This window comes from Diaphorobacter ruginosibacter (assembly GCF_014395975.1).
In the GTDB taxonomy this organism is placed as follows: Bacteria; Pseudomonadota; Gammaproteobacteria; order Burkholderiales; family Burkholderiaceae_C; genus Diaphorobacter_A; species Diaphorobacter_A ruginosibacter.
In genome coordinates this window covers 4,187,551-4,202,767 of record NZ_CP060714.1, presented here as the reverse complement: position 1 = coordinate 4,202,767, position 15,217 = coordinate 4,187,551, and the positions used below count along the sequence as shown (strand labels likewise).

Annotated in this window: 13 protein-coding genes; 12 read left to right on the top strand and 1 reads right to left on the bottom strand. The window is 66.0% G+C overall.

The window, feature by feature from the left end:
- Positions 1-11 precede the first annotated feature (11 nt).
- From H9K76_RS19050 to H9K76_RS19040, 3 genes are read left to right on the top strand one after another with little or no spacing between them, the layout of a single operon-like run.
- Positions 12-1,262, top strand: coding sequence for an efflux RND transporter periplasmic adaptor subunit (locus H9K76_RS19050; protein ID WP_187596867.1), 1,251 nt, complete (start codon positions 12-14; stop codon positions 1,260-1,262).
- Between the two features lie 32 nt (positions 1,263-1,294).
- Positions 1,295-4,534, top strand: coding sequence for an efflux RND transporter permease subunit (locus tag H9K76_RS19045; protein ID WP_187596866.1), 3,240 nt, complete (start codon positions 1,295-1,297; stop codon positions 4,532-4,534).
- 29 nt (positions 4,535-4,563) lie between these two features.
- The gene (locus H9K76_RS19040) at positions 4,564-5,988 is read left to right on the top strand and encodes an efflux transporter outer membrane subunit (RefSeq protein WP_187596865.1); all 1,425 of its coding nucleotides are present in this window, start codon (positions 4,564-4,566) and stop codon (positions 5,986-5,988) included.
- A 630-nt stretch (positions 5,989-6,618) separates the two neighbouring features.
- Here H9K76_RS19040 and H9K76_RS19035 read toward each other — a convergent pair.
- Complete coding sequence (locus tag H9K76_RS19035) at positions 6,619-7,398, bottom strand: IclR family transcriptional regulator domain-containing protein (RefSeq protein ID WP_187596864.1); 780 nt, start codon at positions 7,396-7,398, stop codon at positions 6,619-6,621.
- 231 nt (positions 7,399-7,629) lie between these two features.
- Between H9K76_RS19035 and H9K76_RS19030 the strand changes: the two genes are divergently transcribed.
- From H9K76_RS19030 to catC, 9 genes are all read left to right on the top strand, one after another.
- The gene (locus H9K76_RS19030) at positions 7,630-8,325 is read left to right on the top strand and encodes a 3-oxoacid CoA-transferase subunit A (RefSeq protein ID WP_187596863.1); all 696 of its coding nucleotides are present in this window, start codon (positions 7,630-7,632) and stop codon (positions 8,323-8,325) included.
- A gap of 10 nt (positions 8,326-8,335) precedes the next feature.
- Positions 8,336-8,983 carry a 3-oxoacid CoA-transferase subunit B gene (locus tag H9K76_RS19025; protein WP_187596862.1) on the top strand — a complete coding sequence of 216 codons (648 nt, stop codon included), beginning with the start codon at positions 8,336-8,338 and terminating at the stop codon, positions 8,981-8,983.
- A 72-nt stretch (positions 8,984-9,055) separates the two neighbouring features.
- Entirely contained in the window at positions 9,056-10,264 is a 1,209-nt protein-coding gene (gene pcaF, locus H9K76_RS19020; protein ID WP_187596861.1) for a 3-oxoadipyl-CoA thiolase, read from the top strand.
- Between the two features lie 6 nt (positions 10,265-10,270).
- Entirely contained in the window at positions 10,271-11,068 is a 798-nt protein-coding gene (pcaD, locus tag H9K76_RS19015; protein WP_187596860.1) for a 3-oxoadipate enol-lactonase, read from the top strand.
- A gap of 33 nt (positions 11,069-11,101) precedes the next feature.
- Entirely contained in the window at positions 11,102-12,184 is a 1,083-nt protein-coding gene (locus H9K76_RS19010) for a cyclase family protein (RefSeq protein ID WP_187596859.1), read from the top strand.
- 123 nt (positions 12,185-12,307) lie between these two features.
- Entirely contained in the window at positions 12,308-12,604 is a 297-nt protein-coding gene (locus H9K76_RS19005; RefSeq protein ID WP_187596858.1) for a YciI family protein, read from the top strand.
- A 51-nt stretch (positions 12,605-12,655) separates the two neighbouring features.
- Positions 12,656-13,381: an SDR family oxidoreductase gene (locus H9K76_RS19000; protein ID WP_187596857.1), complete on the top strand. Its 726-nt coding sequence runs from the start codon at positions 12,656-12,658 to the stop codon at positions 13,379-13,381.
- 163 nt (positions 13,382-13,544) lie between these two features.
- Complete coding sequence (locus tag H9K76_RS18995; protein WP_187596856.1) at positions 13,545-14,882, top strand: short-chain fatty acid transporter; 1,338 nt, start codon at positions 13,545-13,547, stop codon at positions 14,880-14,882.
- A gap of 38 nt (positions 14,883-14,920) precedes the next feature.
- Positions 14,921-15,205, top strand: coding sequence for a muconolactone Delta-isomerase (catC, locus tag H9K76_RS18990; protein ID WP_187596855.1), 285 nt, complete (start codon positions 14,921-14,923; stop codon positions 15,203-15,205).
- Positions 15,206-15,217: the final 12 nt, after the last annotated feature.

The following is a 15,217-nucleotide window of genomic DNA, read 5'->3' as shown; positions in this document are numbered from 1 at the left end:
AGGAAGTCATCATGAGCCATCCACACAACCCCGTTTCTTCGCAACGCCGCCGCTGGACCGGGATCGGCGCCGCGGTGGCCACCGTCGCCGCGATTGCCGCTGCGGGCGGCACGGTCTTCGGACTGCAGAGCTCGCACGCGAATGCGCCGGCGGAAAACGCCGCCCCCGCGGCCGTGCCGGTATCGGTCTCCGCAGTGCTGCACCAGGAGGTGAGCCTGTGGGACGAGTTCTCCGGGCGGCTGGAGGCCGTGCAGCGCGTGGACGTGCGTCCGCGCGTGGCCGGGGCTCTGCAGTCCGTGCACTTCAAGGAAGGCGCGCTGGTGAAGGCGGGCGACCTGCTGTTCACCGTGGATCCCGCACCCTTCGCCGTGGAGGTGGACCGCGCACAGGCCCAGGTGGTGGCTGCCCGGGCGCGCATGAGCTACGCCCAGAGCGAGGCCGAGCGCGCCGCGCGCCTGTGGGACGAACGGGCCATCGCGCAGAAGGAGCTCGATGAGCGCACGAACGCGCAGCGCGAGGCCGATGCGAACCTGCGCGCCGCACAGGCGGCTTTGCAGACGGCACAGCTGAACCTGGGCTACACCCAGGTGCGTGCCCCGGTGGCAGGCAAGGTGGGGCGCATCGACGTCACCGTGGGCAACCTCGTGAGCGCGGGGGCCGGCGCGCCGGTGCTGACCACCCTGGTATCGGTGAATCCGATGTACGCGAGCTTCGACGCCGACGAGCAGATCGTCACCAATGCCCTGCAGGGGTTGCAAAGCGGCAAGAGCGCTCGCGCGCTCATCGAGAGCATTCCCGTGCAGATGGGCGTGGGCACGAGCGGCGACACGCCCTACCGCGGCCACCTGCAGCTCATCGACAACCAGGTCGATGCAAGGAGTGGAACGGTGCGCGTGCGCGCGGTGTTCGACAACGTCGATGGCGCGCTCATGGCCGGGCAATTCGCGCGCATCCGCATGGGCCAGCCGCGCAGCCAGGAGGCGCTGCTCATCAATGAGCGCGCCGTGGGCACGGACCAGAGCAAGAAGTTCGTGCTGGTGGTCGGCGAGGGCAACAAGGTCGAGTACCGGGAGGTGCAGCTCGGCGCGCCCGTGGACGGCCTGCGCATGGTGACCAGCGGCCTGAAGGCCGGTGAGCGCATCGTCGTCAACGGCCTGCAGCGCGTGCGTCCCGGTGTGGTGGTCGCGCCGCAGGATGTGCCGATGCAGGCGAAGTCCGAACTCGCGGGCGGCGAGGCCGCGCCGAAGAAGCCCATGGCCTGAGGGCCGGGGACAACCCACAAGAAGAACACATCATGAACCTATCCCGATTTTTCATCGACCGCCCGATCTTCGCGGGCGTGTTGTCGGTGCTCATTTTTCTCTCGGGCCTGATCGCCATGCGCGCGCTGCCCATCTCGGAGTATCCCGAGGTGGCGCCGCCTTCCGTGGTGGTGCGCGCGCAGTACCCGGGCGCCAGCCCGAAGGTGATCGCCGAGACCGTGGCCACGCCGCTGGAGGAGTCGATCAACGGCGTCGAAGGCATGCTCTACATGGGCAGCCAGGCCACGACCGACGGCGTGATGACGCTCACCGTCACCTTCAAGCTCGGCACCGATCCCGACAAGGCGCAGCAGCTCGTGCAGAACCGGGTCTCGCAGGCCGAGCCGCGCCTGCCCGAGGAAGTGCGCCGCCTTGGCGTGACCACGGTGAAGAGCGCGCCCGACATCACCATGGTGGTGCACATGGTCTCGCCCAACAACCGCTACGACATCGACTACCTGCGCAACTACGCGGTGCTCAACGTGAAGGACCGCCTCGCGCGCATTCCGGGCGTGGGGCAGGTACAGATCTTCGGCGGCGGCGACTATTCCATGCGTGCATGGCTCGACCCGCAGAAGGTGGCGCAGCGCGGGCTTTCGGCCAGTGACGTGGTGGCGGCCATCCGGGGCCAGAACGTGCAGGCGGCGGCCGGCGTGATCGGAGCATCGCCCGGATTGCCCGGCGTGGACATGCAGCTTTCGCTCAACGCCCAGGGCCGTCTCTCGACCACCGAGGAGTTCGGCGACATCATCGTGAAGACCAGCGCCGACGGCGCGGTGACGCGCCTGCGCGACGTGGCACGGCTGGAGCTGGGCGCGGCCGACTATTCGCTGCGCTCGCTGCTCAACAACGAACCGGCCGTGGGCATGGGCGTGTTCCAGGCACCCGGCTCCAATGCGCTCGAGATTTCGAACAATGTGCGCCAGACCATGGCCGAGCTGCAGAAGAACATGCCCGAGGGCGTGGAGTACCGCATCGCCTACGACCCGACGCAGTTCGTGCGCGCCTCCATCGATTCGGTGGTGCATACGCTGATCGAGGCCATCGCGCTGGTGGTGGTCGTGGTGATCCTGTTCCTGCAGACCTGGCGCGCCTCGATCATCCCGCTGCTGGCCGTGCCAGTGTCGGTGGTGGGTACGTTCGCCGTGCTGCACCTGCTGGGCTTCTCGATCAACGCACTGAGCCTGTTCGGCCTGGTGCTTGCCATCGGCATCGTGGTGGACGATGCCATCGTGGTGGTCGAGAACGTGGAGCGCAACATCGAGGCGGGATTGACCCCGCGCGAGGCCACCTACCGCGCGATGCGCGAGGTGTCCGGTCCCATCATCGCGATCGCGCTGGTGCTGGTGGCCGTGTTCGTGCCACTGGCCTTCATCAGCGGCCTCACGGGGCAGTTCTACCGCCAGTTCGCAGTGACCATTGCCATCTCCACGGTGATCTCGGCCATCAATTCGCTCACGCTGTCGCCGGCGCTGGCCGCATTGCTGCTCAAGGGTCATGACGAACCCAAGGATGCGTTCACGCGCGGCATGGACCGTGTGCTGGGCGGGTTCTTCCGTCGCTTCAACGCCGTGTTCCATCGCGGCTCCGAGGCCTACAGCGGCGGGGTGCGCCGCGTGATCGGCCACAAGGCGGGCATGTTCGCGGTGTACCTGGCACTGGTGGGCGCGACCTGGGGCCTGTTCCACATGGTGCCGGGCGGCTTCGTTCCGGCGCAGGACAAGCAGTACCTCGTCGGCTTCGCGCAGCTGCCCGATGGCGCAACGCTGGACCGCACGGACGACGTGATCCGGCGCATGGGCGAGATCGTGAAGAAGAACCCGAACGTGGAGGACGCCATCGCCTTCCCGGGCCTGTCGATCAATGGCTTCACCAACAGCTCCAACTCGGGCATCGTGTTCGTGATGCTCAAGCCGTTCGCCGAGCGCACGCGCGCCGACCAGAGCGGCGGTGCGGTGGCGGGCCAGCTGAACCAGGCGTTCGGCGAGATCCAGGAGGCGTTCATCGCCATGTTCCCGCCGCCGCCAGTGGCGGGCCTGGGCACCACGGGCGGCTTCAAGCTGCAGCTCGAGGATCGCGGCTCGCTCGGCTACGAGGGCATGGACGCAGCCGTGAAGGCCTTCATGGCCAAGGCTTACCAGACGCCGGAACTCACGGGCCTGTTCACGAGCTGGCAGGTGAACGTGCCGCAGCTCTATGCCGACATCGACCGCACCAAGGCACGCCAGCTCGGCGTGCCCGTGACGGACATCTTCGAGACGCTGCAGATCTACCTGGGCAGCCTGTACGCCAACGACTTCAACCAGTTCGGCCGTACCTACAGCGTGCGCGTGCAGGCCGATGCCGCCTATCGCGCGAAGGCCGAGGATGTGGCGCAACTCAAGGTGCGGTCGACGACGGGCGAGATGGTGCCGCTGTCCGCGCTCATGAAGATCAAACCCAGCTTCGGCCCCGAACGTGCCATGCGCTACAACGGCTTCCTGTCCGCCGACGTGAATGGCGGACCTGCCCCGGGCTTCTCCTCGGGCCAGGCGCGCGAAGCCGTGGAGCGCATTGCGGCCGAGACACTGCCGCAGGGCGTGGGCTTTGAGTGGACGGAGCTGACCTATCAGGAGATCCTCGCCGGCAACTCGGCGGTGCTGGTGTTCCCGCTGGCCATCCTGCTGGTGTTTCTGGTGCTGGCCGCGCAGTATGAAAGCCTGACGCTGCCCATCGCCATCGTGCTGATCGTGCCGATGGGGCTGCTGGCCGCCATGACCGGCGTGTGGCTCTCGAACGGTGACAACAACGTGTTCACGCAGATAGGACTGGTGGTGCTCGTGGGGCTGTCGGCGAAGAACGCGATCCTGATCGTGGAGTTTGCGCGCGAACTCGAGTTCGTCGGGCGCACTCCCGTGCAGGCCGCGATCGAGGCGAGCCGCCTGCGCCTGCGCCCGATCCTGATGACCTCGATGGCCTTCATCATGGGCGTGCTGCCCCTGGTGCTGTCCACCGGTGCGGGCGCGGAGATGCGCAGCGCCATGGGCATCGCCGTGTTCTCGGGAATGATCGGGGTGACGGCGTTCGGCCTGTTCCTCACGCCCGTGTTCTACGTGCTGCTCAGAAAGCTCGCGGGCAACCGGCCGCTCGCGCACCACGGTGCGCATGTGGCACCGATTGCGGACACCGGCTCGCCCTCCCTGGCCGCCTCCGCGCAGCCGATGCTGGCCGCGCCACGCGGTCACGACGAATGAAGAAAGCAGCCATGAACAGGGAGAACCCCATGAAGACCATGAAGAACGCGTGGAGCCGCATGGCACTGGCTCCGCTCGCCGCCGCCTTGCTGCTCGCGGGCTGCGCGACCGCGCTGCCGCCGGCCGAACCGCTGGCGGGCGTGCAGCCGCCGGCCGCGTTCAGCACGCCGCAGGAACAGGCCTCCTGGACCACGGCGGCGCCTGCCGAGGCCCAGCCGCGCGGCGAGTGGTGGCGCGCATTCGCGGACGCCGAACTGACGGCGCTGGTCGAGCGCGCGGCCGTCGCCAACACCGATGTGCAGACCGCCGCCGCACGCCTGACCGAGGCGCGCGCGCTGCTGCGCTCGGCCGATGCGCAGCGCATGCCGCAGCTCGGTGCCTCCGCGGGGGCGGCACGGCAGGCTGGCGCCAATACCGCCAATGGCACGCAACCCGCCACGCTGCTCACGGCGGGCTTGAACCTGTCCTATGAGGTCGATCTGTTCGGCCGTCTCTCGAATGCCAGCGAGGCCGCGCGCCAGGACGCCCAGGCGCAGGCCGCCCTGCTGCAGAGCACGCGGCTGATGGTGCAGGCCGATGTGGCGCAGACCTACCTGCAACTGCGCTCGCTGCAGACCGAGCGCCAGCTCGTGCAGCAGAGCCTGTCCGCCTATCGCGACACGTTGCGCCTCATCGAGAGCCGCCACCGCGCGGGCGATGCGGCGGAACTGGATGTGGTACGCATGCAGAGCGAAGTCTCCACGACCGAAGCCGAGACGCTGGCGCTTGAGCGCCAGCAGGCCACGCTCACGCATGCGCTGGCGGTGCTTGTCGGCGACGTGGCCACGGGCTTCGTGCTGCCGGCTCCGGCAGGCCAGACCGCGCTGCCGGTGATCCCGGCGGGAGTGCCCGCAACGGTGCTCGCACGGCGGCCCGACGTGTCTGCGGCGCAGGCACGGGTGCTGGCGGCGCAGGCCCGCGTGGGCGTTGCGCAGGCTGCATGGTTCCCCGCCATTTCGCTCACGGGTGCGGGGGGCTTTGCCTCGCCCGATCTGGGCGACCTCTTCAAGTGGTCGGCCCGCTCCTGGGGACTGGGTGCGCTGTTGTCGCTGCCGATCTTCGATGGCGGTCAGCGCGCGGCGCAGGAGGAGGGTGCCAAGGCCCGTCTCGAAGCCGCCGTGGCCGAGCAGCGCGGGCAGGTGCTTGGTGCGTTGCGCGACGTCGAGGACCAGCTCAGCACGCTGCGCCTGCTGCAGGGCCAGGCCGAGGTGCTGGGGCAGGCCGTGCAATCGGCCGAGCGTGCCACGCATCTCTCGGATGTGCGCTATCGCAACGGCCTTGTGAGCCAGCTCGAATTGCTGGATGCGCGCCGCAATGAACTGCGCAACCGCAGGCAGGCGCTGCAGGTGCGCACATCGCAGTACACGGCCACGATTGCACTCATCCGCGCACTGGGTGGCGACTGGTCGGTGTGAGATATCCACGGTTATCCCTGTGGATGCTGGACAGACGTGTGGATAAGTCCGTACAACTGCTGTATTGGAGGTTTAAGTGATTGATTTTAAATGGTATTCAATCAATTGCTTAAATTTTGATCAGTGGTGCCGGACTTGTGCCCGCCCGCGCTGGACAGCTCTGTGGATAACTGTGGACAACACTTGTATGGGGTGCTTAAGTCGTTGATTTCACAGCGAAGTCCATGCGGTGCTTAAAAAATGGGCATATTCGAGGTGCGCCTTGGTGAACTTTTAGGCAATGCACCCCATTCGACGCAAACCCGCGCGGCCATGCGGTTTATCCCTTGTTTTGCTGGACAAGCATGTGGATAAGCCTGAACTACTCCTGTACGGTGCTTGCAAGTGCTTGATTTCAAAGGAATCCAAGCATACTGCCTCAATTATGGGCAACATGTGCCTGGTTATCCCAGCCTGCGACGGACAATCTTGTGGATAAGTTTGAATAAGCACTGTATGGGAATGGCAAGTGCTTGATAACAAAAGAGATTCAATGAGTTGCTGAAAAAACGGGCATTCTGCGGGCCCTTTTTTCAGCTCGGGAGCGCGTGACGACCTCGGTGCGGGAAGACCCTCGGCACGCTCTCCACGTCAACGCCTGCGCGTGACCATCAGGCGCGAGATGGCCTGCGAGGCCTGCAGCAGTTGCGGCAGCAGTTCGTTCTTGAGCTTGTCCACGCTCGTACGGTTGGAGTGGCCGCTGATGTTGAGCGCGGCGATCGTGTGTCCGGCGCGGTCCTTGATGGGCGCGGCAATCGAACTCAGCCCTTCCTCCAGTTCTTGGTTGAGCAGGCACCAGCCCTGTTCGCGCGCCTCGCGGATGCGCTCGAGCAGGACGTCGTCGTCCACGGCGGTGTACTGCGTGTACTGGCGGCGCGGCAGGCGCGCAAGGCGTTCGCGCAACTCGTCCTCGGGCAGCCCGGCCAGCAGCACCCGGCCCAGAGAGGTCCAGAACGCGGGCAGGCGCGAGCCCACCGACAGGTTCGTGCTCATGATCTTGTGCGTGTGCACGCGCAGCACGTAGACGATGTCCAGGTCGTCGAGCACGGCGGTGGAACACGACTCATGCACCTTCTCCACCAGCTGGTCCATGAGCGGCTCCGCGAGGTCCCACATGGGCATGGAGGTGAGATAGGCGAATCCGAGATCGAGGATCTTGGGGGTCAGGCGGAAATACCGGTCGTCGCTCTGCACATAGCCCAGCGTCTGCAGCGTCAGCAGGATGCGCCGTGCACCGGCGCGCGTGAGGCCGGTCTGCGCAGCCACTTCGGAGAGCGTCTGCTCGGGGGCATTCGCACTGAATGAACGGATCACTTCCAGTCCGCGAGCGAAGGACTGGACGTAGGTGTCTCCGGGTTGGGGTGTTGTCATTGTTGAAATTCTCCCGCCGTTTTGCTGTAGGACACATCGAATACTAGGGTTATCACCTAGGTGTAAGGCATTGTGAAGCATCGGTCGTCCGGCCTAGAATTCATTATACGAACATTTGTTCTATATGCGAACAAATATGCAGTCCGGATCCCTATCGGGATTGCAGCCCGGATCAGAACCGTCAGCCCCGTGGCTGACGGCTTCCTCCTGTTACACCAAACCCATCAAGACATGATCAACAAGATTGCGGACTCAGTGGCTGCGGCCCTGGAGGGCATCCAGGACGGTGCCACGGTATTGATCGGCGGATTCGGCACGGCCGGCATTCCCGGCGAGCTCATCGACGGCCTCATCGAACAGGGCGCGCGCGACCTCACCGTGGTGAACAACAACGCGGGCAATGGTGATTCGGGCCTTGCGGCGCTGCTCAAGGCCGGCCGCGTACGCAAGATCCTGTGCAGCTTCCCGCGCCAGGCCGACAGCTACGTGTTCGACGAGCTGTACCGCAGCGGCAAGCTGGAACTGGAACTGGTGCCGCAAGGCAATCTGGCCGAGCGCCTGCGCGCCGCCGGTGCGGGCGTGGGCGCCTTCTTCTGCCCGACGTCCTTCGGTACCGAGCTCGCCAAGGGCAAGGAAACCCGCGAGATCAATGGCCGACAGTACGTGCTCGAGTACCCCATCCATGGCGACGTGGCGCTCATCAAGGCCGAGGCCGGCGATCGCTGGGGCAACCTCGTCTACCGCAAGGCTGCCCGCAACTTCGGGCCGGTGATGGCCACGGCCGCCAAGCGCACGATCGCTTCGGTGCATGAGGTCGTGGAGCTGGGCCGGCTCGACCCCGAGAGCATCGTCACCCCCGGCATCTTCGTGAGCCAGATTGTGAAGATCGACCGTGTTGCCACGCAGGCTGGCGGCTTCAAGCAGTAAGGATTCCATCGTGAGCAACTACACCAAACGTACCAAGGACGAACTGGCCCGCCGCGTGGCGCAGGACATTCACGACGGCGCCTACGTGAACCTGGGCATCGGCATGCCGACCACCGTGGCCAACCACATTCCCGAAGGCCGCGAAGTCATCCTGCAAAGCGAGAACGGCATCATCGGCATGGGACCGGCGCCAGCCGCCGGACAGGAGGACTACGACCTGATCAATGCCGGCAAGCAGCCGGTGACGTTGCTTGCGGGTGGCGCGTTCTTCCATCACGCCGACAGCTTCTCGATGATGCGCGGAGGTCATCTCGACATCTGCGTGCTGGGGGCCTTCCAGGTGTCGGCCACCGGCGACCTGGCCAACTGGAGCACGGGCGAGCCGGGCGCGATTCCCGCCGTTGGCGGTGCCATGGACCTGGCCATCGGCGCCAAGCAGACCTGGGTGATGATGGACTTGCTCACCAAGAAGGGCGAGAGCAAGATCGTGCTGCAGTGCAGCTATCCGCTCACCGGAATCGGCTGCGTCAAGCGCATCTACACCGACGTGGCGACCCTTGCCTGCACGGCGGACGGCCTGCAGGTGATCGACCTGGTCGACGGCCTCACGCATGCGGAGCTCGAGCAGCTCGTGGGCCTGCCCGTCAAGGCAGCCTGAACCGCGCTTCCCCGGCGAGTTCATATTCATCCATTCTTTCGTATCCATCCATCGCAACGGAGACATCAGGACATGACCACGCAACAAGCATTCATCTGCGACGCCATCCGCACACCGTTCGGCCGCTACGGCGGCGCGCTGTCGGGCGTGCGCACCGATGACCTCGGCGCACTGCCGATCAAGGCCCTCATGGAGCGCAATCCGAACGTGGACTGGAAGGCGGTCACCGACGTGCTGTACGGCTGCGCGAACCAGGCGGGCGAGGACAACCGCAACGTCGCGCACATGTCCTCGCTGCTCGCGGGCCTGCCCGTCGATGTGCCGGGCGCCACCATCAATCGCCTGTGCGGCTCGGGGCTGGACGCCGTGGGTTCCGCGGCGCGCGCCATCAAGGCGGGCGAGGCCACGCTGATGATCGCCGGTGGCGTGGAAAGCATGAGCCGCGCACCGTTCGTCATGCCCAAGGCCGAAAGCGCGTTCAGCCGCAGCAACGCGGTGTACGACACGACGATCGGCTGGCGCTTCATCAACAAGCTCATGAAGCAGCAGTACGGTGTGGACTCCATGCCCGAGACGGCGGAGAACGTGGCCGACGACTTCAAGATCGAGCGCGAGGCGCAGGATCGCATGGCGCTGGCTTCGCAGCAGAAGGCCGCCGCGGCAATCGCAGCAGGCTACCTTGCGAAGGAGATCGTCCCGGTGTCGCTGGCACAGAAGAAGGGTGATCCCGTCGTCGTTGCGCAGGACGAGCATCCGCGTGGCACCACGCTCGAGGCGCTCGCCAAGCTCAAGGGCGTGGTGCGGCCCGACGGCACGGTGACCGCGGGCAACGCGTCGGGTGTGAACGACGGCGCCTGCGCACTGCTTCTGGCCGACGAAGGCACGGCCCGGCAGTTCGGCCTGACTCCCAAGGCCCGTGTGGTCGGCATGGCCACCGCGGGCGTGGCGCCGCGCATCATGGGCTTCGGCCCGGCGCCTGCCGTGCGCAAGGTGCTGCAGCTCACCGGACTCACGCTGGAGCAGATGGACGTGATCGAGCTGAACGAAGCCTTTGCGGCGCAAGGCCTTGCCGTGCTGCGCGACTTGGGGCTCGCCGACGACGACAGGCGCGTGAACCAGTGGGGCGGCGCGATCGCCCTGGGCCACCCGCTTGGCGCATCGGGGGCCCGTCTTGCGACGACGGCCGTGAACCAGCTGCACACGCTGGGCGGCCGCTACGCGCTGTGCACGATGTGCATCGGCGTGGGCCAGGGCATTGCGGTGATTCTGGAAAAGGTTTGAAGAAAAGTGAGCAACGAACAATTCATCGCCGTGCAAGGCGGCAACCTCCGTGTTCGTGTGGATGGTCCGCACGATGCCCCTGCGCTGGTGTTCTCCAATTCGCTGGGAACCACGCTGGAGATGTGGGACGCCCAGGCAGCGAAGTTCTCCAGGGACTTCCGTGTCGTGCGCTATGACACGCGCGGCCACGGTGGCAGCGTCGTCTCGCCCGGAGCCTACAGCTTCGATCTGCTGGGATCGGACGTGGTGGCGATCCTGGATGCGCTCGATATCGCACGTGCACATTTCTGCGGCATCTCGATGGGCGGGTTCACCGGCCTCTGGCTGGGCCTGAATGCTGCATCGCGCATGCACAGCATTGCCGTGTGCAACAGCGCCGCCAAGATCGGCACGGCCGAAGGCTGGAACACGCGTTCCGCCATGGTGCGCGAGAAGGGCGTGGCCGCGATGAAGGAACTCGCGGACTCCTCGCCCTCGCGCTGGTTCACCGAGGCATTCATCGCGGCGCAGCCGCAGGTGGTGGCGCGTGCGCAGTCATGGATTGCGGGCGTGGACCCGCAAGGGTATGCGGGCTGCTGCGATGCATTGGCGGGGGCGGATGTGCGTGACCGGATCGCCGGCATGGCCGTGCGCACGCTGATCGTCGCGGGCAGTGCCGATCCCGTCACCACGGTGGCCGATGGCCGGTTCATGCAGGAGCACATTCCCGGCGCGACGCTCGCCGAAGTGCCCGCATCGCATCTGTCGAACCTCGAGGCGCCACAGGCATTCGATGACGCGCTCGGCCGGTTCCTGCGTGCGTGATGACTCCGTGGATCGAAGTGCAAGGTGGCGGACATGACGGATCGTAGGGCAGAGGCAGCAAGGGGCAACCCGCGCTGGAAGCAGCGTCCCGAGGGCTCGACCTGGGGTGACTTCGGCGTGGATGACCAGCTCGGCCGCCTGAACCTGCTCACCGCCGAGAAGGTGCGGCAGGGCGCGGCAGAAGTGAAGCAAGGCCTGAGCTTCGCGCTCAGCCTGCCGCTCGACTATCCGGGCGGCAACGCGCTGAACCCGAACCGCAATCCGCCCGTGCTGCGCCCGCTGCTGCGCAAGGGTCTGGTCAATTTCAACTGCCTGCTGGGCGACCTGGAAGAGGGCCGCACCGACGTGCTGTCCGACGACCTCGCGATCCTGCACCTGCAGTACTCGACGCAGTGGGATGGCCTGGCACATGCCGGCGGCATGTTCGACGCGAATGGCGACGGCCTGCCGGAGGCGGTGTACTACAACGGCTTTCGCGCTGGGCGCGAAGTGGTCGGGCCCACCGACGTGAGCGACTGCGGCGTGCCCGCCGCGCCCGGAGCCGCCAGGAGCACCTCGTCCGCGGGACCGCTGGGCATCGAGGCCATGGCCTCGACCGGCGTGCAGGGCCGCGGCGTGATGATCGACCTGCGTGCCCACCTGGGTGACGAGCGCGTGGTCGTCGGCTACGACACGCTGATGCGCGTGATGGAGTCCGACCACGTGGCCGTCGAGGTGGGCGACATCGTCTGCCTGCACACCGGCTTTGCGCAGCGCGTGCTCGACATGAGAAAGCAACCCGATCCGGCCGTGCTCGGCGCCGCCTGCGCGGTGCTCGACGGCCGCGACGCCAAGCTGCTCAACTGGATCACCGACAGCCAGCTCGCCGCCATTGCCGCGGACAACTATGCGGTCGAAGGCTTTCCAGCAAGGCAGGGCCCCGCCTGCTGCGCGGCGCTGCCGCTGCACGAGCACTGCCTGTTCAAGCTGGGCGTGCATCTCGGCGAGCTGTGGCATCTGACGCCGCTTGCCGCCTGGCTGCGCGAGCACGGACGCAATCGCTTTCTGCTGACGGCTCCGCCACTCAACCTGCCCGGGGCGATCGCATCCCCGCTCACGCCCGTCGCAACGGTGTGATGAGCTGAACCCAGTCATCGGCCCTGCTTCGCCGCAGGGCTGCAAAGAGTCACCGGCGCTCCCCCTTGTCCGGCATGTATGAGCCCGCCGGCGCCAATGCGGCGGGCAGCAGGAGACAAAGCGGTGCCCTACATCATTGAAACCTTCGACAAGCCGGATCACCAGCATCTGCGCAAGGCCACCCGCGCCGCGCACCTGGAATATCTGGAGCGCAACAAGCACCTGCTGCATGCATGCGGTGCCAAGCTGGCCGACGACGGCGCGGATCTTGGCGGCGGCCTGTATGTGGTGGCGCTCGACACGCGCGAGGAGGCCCAGCGCTTCATCGAGGCGGACCCGTTCCATGCGGCCGGCCTCTTCGACCGCGTGACGCTCACCCGCTGGCGCAAGGCCTATGTGGATGGTCGCTGCTATCTGTGACGTACGGGCCTGTTCTGCAGGCCGTGTCATTCCTTCAGGAGATTTCTTTTCATGACCGTTTCATCCCATCGCGAGCGCGTGCTCATCACCGGCGGCGGCGCCGGCATCGGTGCGGCCACCGCGGAGCGCTGCCGTGCCGATGGCTTCGAGCCCATCGTGATCGACCGTGTCGTCGATCATGTCCCCGGTGGCATCGAAGCCGACCTCTCCAATGTCTCCGCCACCGCGCGCGCGCTGGCCAAGGCCCTGGAGGGCGGCCCCATCACGCGCCTCGTGAACAACGTCGGTGTCGTGGTCCCGGCCGAGGCCGAGGCCCAGACGCTCGAGCAGTTCGACCTGGCCTATGCGCTCAACCTGCGCTGCTCGCTGCAGTGCATGCAGGCGCTGTTGCCCGGCATGAAGGAGGCGGGCTTCGGGCGCATCGTCAACATGTCCTCGCGTGCCGCGCTGGGCAAGGACCTGCGTACGGCCTATTCCGCGACCAAGGCGGGCCTCATCGGCATGACCCGCGTGTGGGCGCTGGAGCTCGGCAAGTTCGGCATCACGGCCAACGCGATCGGTCCCGGCCCCATCCGGACGGAGCTGTTCGACAGGGCCAATCCGCCGGATGCGCCGCGCACACAGGCCATCATCAACGCGGTGCCGGTCAAGCGCGTGGGCACGCCCGATGACGTGGCGCATGCCGTGTCGTACCTGCTCGATGCGCGCAGCGGCTTCGTCACGGGCCAGGTGCTCTACGTCTGCGGCGGCATGACCGTGGGGGTGGCCGGCGTATGAGCGCGTAGACGCGCCCCGAACCAGCCCCGTTTTTCGAGCAACCAGGAACACCACAGGCGGCAGGGCCAGCTGGCCTTCCCGCGACGCGCAGACGCCACCCGGCGCGCGCCGCGGAGGAAGGCAGGGCGAAGCCTTGCCCGCCACAGAACCAAGCTTATCCAAGATGTCCAAAATCACAGCATTCTTCACCGAACTGATGCGGCGCTACCTGCCCGATCCGTTCGTCTTCGCCATCCTTCTCACGCTGCTCACCATGGTGCTCGCCATCGTGGTCGAGGGGCGCCTGCCCACGGCCACCACGATGGACTGGGGCAAGGGCTTCTGGAGCCTGCTCGCCTTCACCACGCAGATGGCGGTGATCCTCGCCATGGGCTATGTGCTGGCCTCGGCGCCGCTGGTCGATCGCCTGCTCAACAGCGTGGTCGATCGCGTGCACAGCCCGCGCAAGGCCATCATCGTGGCAACTCTGGTGGGCTGCATCGGCAGCTACCTGAACTGGGGCTTCGGCCTGATGATCGGCGGCATCGTGGCCAAGAAGCTCGCGCGCCGCGTCAAGGGCGTGCACTATCCGCTGATCATCGCCTCCGCCTACAGCGGCTTCACCATGTATGGCCTGGGCTTCTCGGCCACGATCCCGGTGCTGATCTCCACCAAGGGCCATGCGTTCGAGTCGAAGATGGGCCTGATCCCGCTGACCGAGACCATCTTCTCCACGCCCATGCTGCTGACCTCCCTGGCCGTGCTGATCGTGCTGCCGCTGCTGAATGCGGCCATGCACCCGAAGGCGGGCGAGACAGTGGTCGAGATCGATCCGTCGCTTGACGACAATGCGCCGAAGAAGGCCGTCGGCGAGAGCCTGCTCGGCGACGAGAACACGTTTGCTCACAAGCTCAACCACAGCCGCCTGCTGAGCCTGCTGATCGGCATCGTGGGCATGGCCTACGTGGTGCTGCACTTCGTGAACAACGGCACGATGGACCTGAACCTGATCAACTTCTTCATCCTGTTCCTGGGCATCCTGCTGCTGGGCACGCCGCTGAACTATGTGGAGAAGCTCAACGAAGGCGTGAAGACCATCGGCGGCATCATCCTGCAGTTCCCGTTCTATGCGGGCATCATGGCCATCATGGCGGCGTCCGGCCTGGTCGAGACCATCGCCCATGCGTTCGTGAACATCTCCTCGCCGGACACGCTGCCCTTCTGGGGCCTGGTGAGCTCGTTCTTCATCAACTTCTTCGCCCCGTCAGGCGGCGGCCACTGGGTGGTGCAGGGCCCGTTCATGATCGATGCCGCCAACACCATGGGCGCGCAGATGGCGCCGACCGCGATGTCGGTGATGCTGGGCAACGCCTGGAACGATCTGGTGCAGCCGTTCTGGATCCTTCCCGCGCTTGCCCTGTCCCGCCTGAAGCTCAAGGACATCATGGGCTACACGGTGGTGTCGATGTTCGTCGTCGGCGCGATCTACATCGTGGCCATCGTCGCGTGGCCGCATTTCTGAGTCGTCTTATCTTTGTTTTTCTTTGAAGGAGAAATTTCATGCTGTACATGGTTGAAATGGTGGTGAAGATTCCCCACACGATGCCCGCAGAAGTAGCTGCCGAAATCAAGGCCCGCGAGAAGGCCTACTCGCAGCAGCTGCAGAAGGAGGGCAAGTGGCGCCACCTCTGGCGCGTGGTGGGCGAGTACTCGAACGTGAGCATCTTCGACGTTGCGAGCAACGACGAGCTGCACACGATGCTGAACAACCTGCCGCTGTTCCCGTACATGGAAATCAAGGTGAAGCCGCTGGCGAACCACCCCTCTTCCATCGTCCAGGAATAAGCCACCGCGCCT

Bases quoted from the DNA above. Each gene is read 5' to 3' on its own strand.
- H9K76_RS19050 (WP_187596867.1), top strand. From the start codon at position 12: ATGAGCCATCCACACAACCCCGTTTCTTCGCAACGCCGCCGCTGGACC.
- H9K76_RS19045 (WP_187596866.1), top strand. From the start codon at position 1,295: ATGAACCTATCCCGATTTTTCATCGACCGCCCGATCTTCGCGGGCGTG.
- H9K76_RS19040 (WP_187596865.1), top strand. From the start codon at position 4,564: ATGAAGACCATGAAGAACGCGTGGAGCCGCATGGCACTGGCTCCGCTC.
- H9K76_RS19035 (WP_187596864.1), bottom strand. From the start codon at position 7,398: ATGACAACACCCCAACCCGGAGACACCTACGTCCAGTCCTTCGCTCGC.
- H9K76_RS19030 (WP_187596863.1), top strand. From the start codon at position 7,630: ATGATCAACAAGATTGCGGACTCAGTGGCTGCGGCCCTGGAGGGCATC.
- pcaF (WP_187596861.1), top strand. From the start codon at position 9,056: ATGACCACGCAACAAGCATTCATCTGCGACGCCATCCGCACACCGTTC.
- H9K76_RS19010 (WP_187596859.1), top strand. From the start codon at position 11,102: ATGACGGATCGTAGGGCAGAGGCAGCAAGGGGCAACCCGCGCTGGAAG.
- H9K76_RS19000 (WP_187596857.1), top strand. From the start codon at position 12,656: ATGACCGTTTCATCCCATCGCGAGCGCGTGCTCATCACCGGCGGCGGC.
- H9K76_RS18995 (WP_187596856.1), top strand. From the start codon at position 13,545: ATGTCCAAAATCACAGCATTCTTCACCGAACTGATGCGGCGCTACCTG.
- catC (WP_187596855.1), top strand. From the start codon at position 14,921: ATGCTGTACATGGTTGAAATGGTGGTGAAGATTCCCCACACGATGCCC.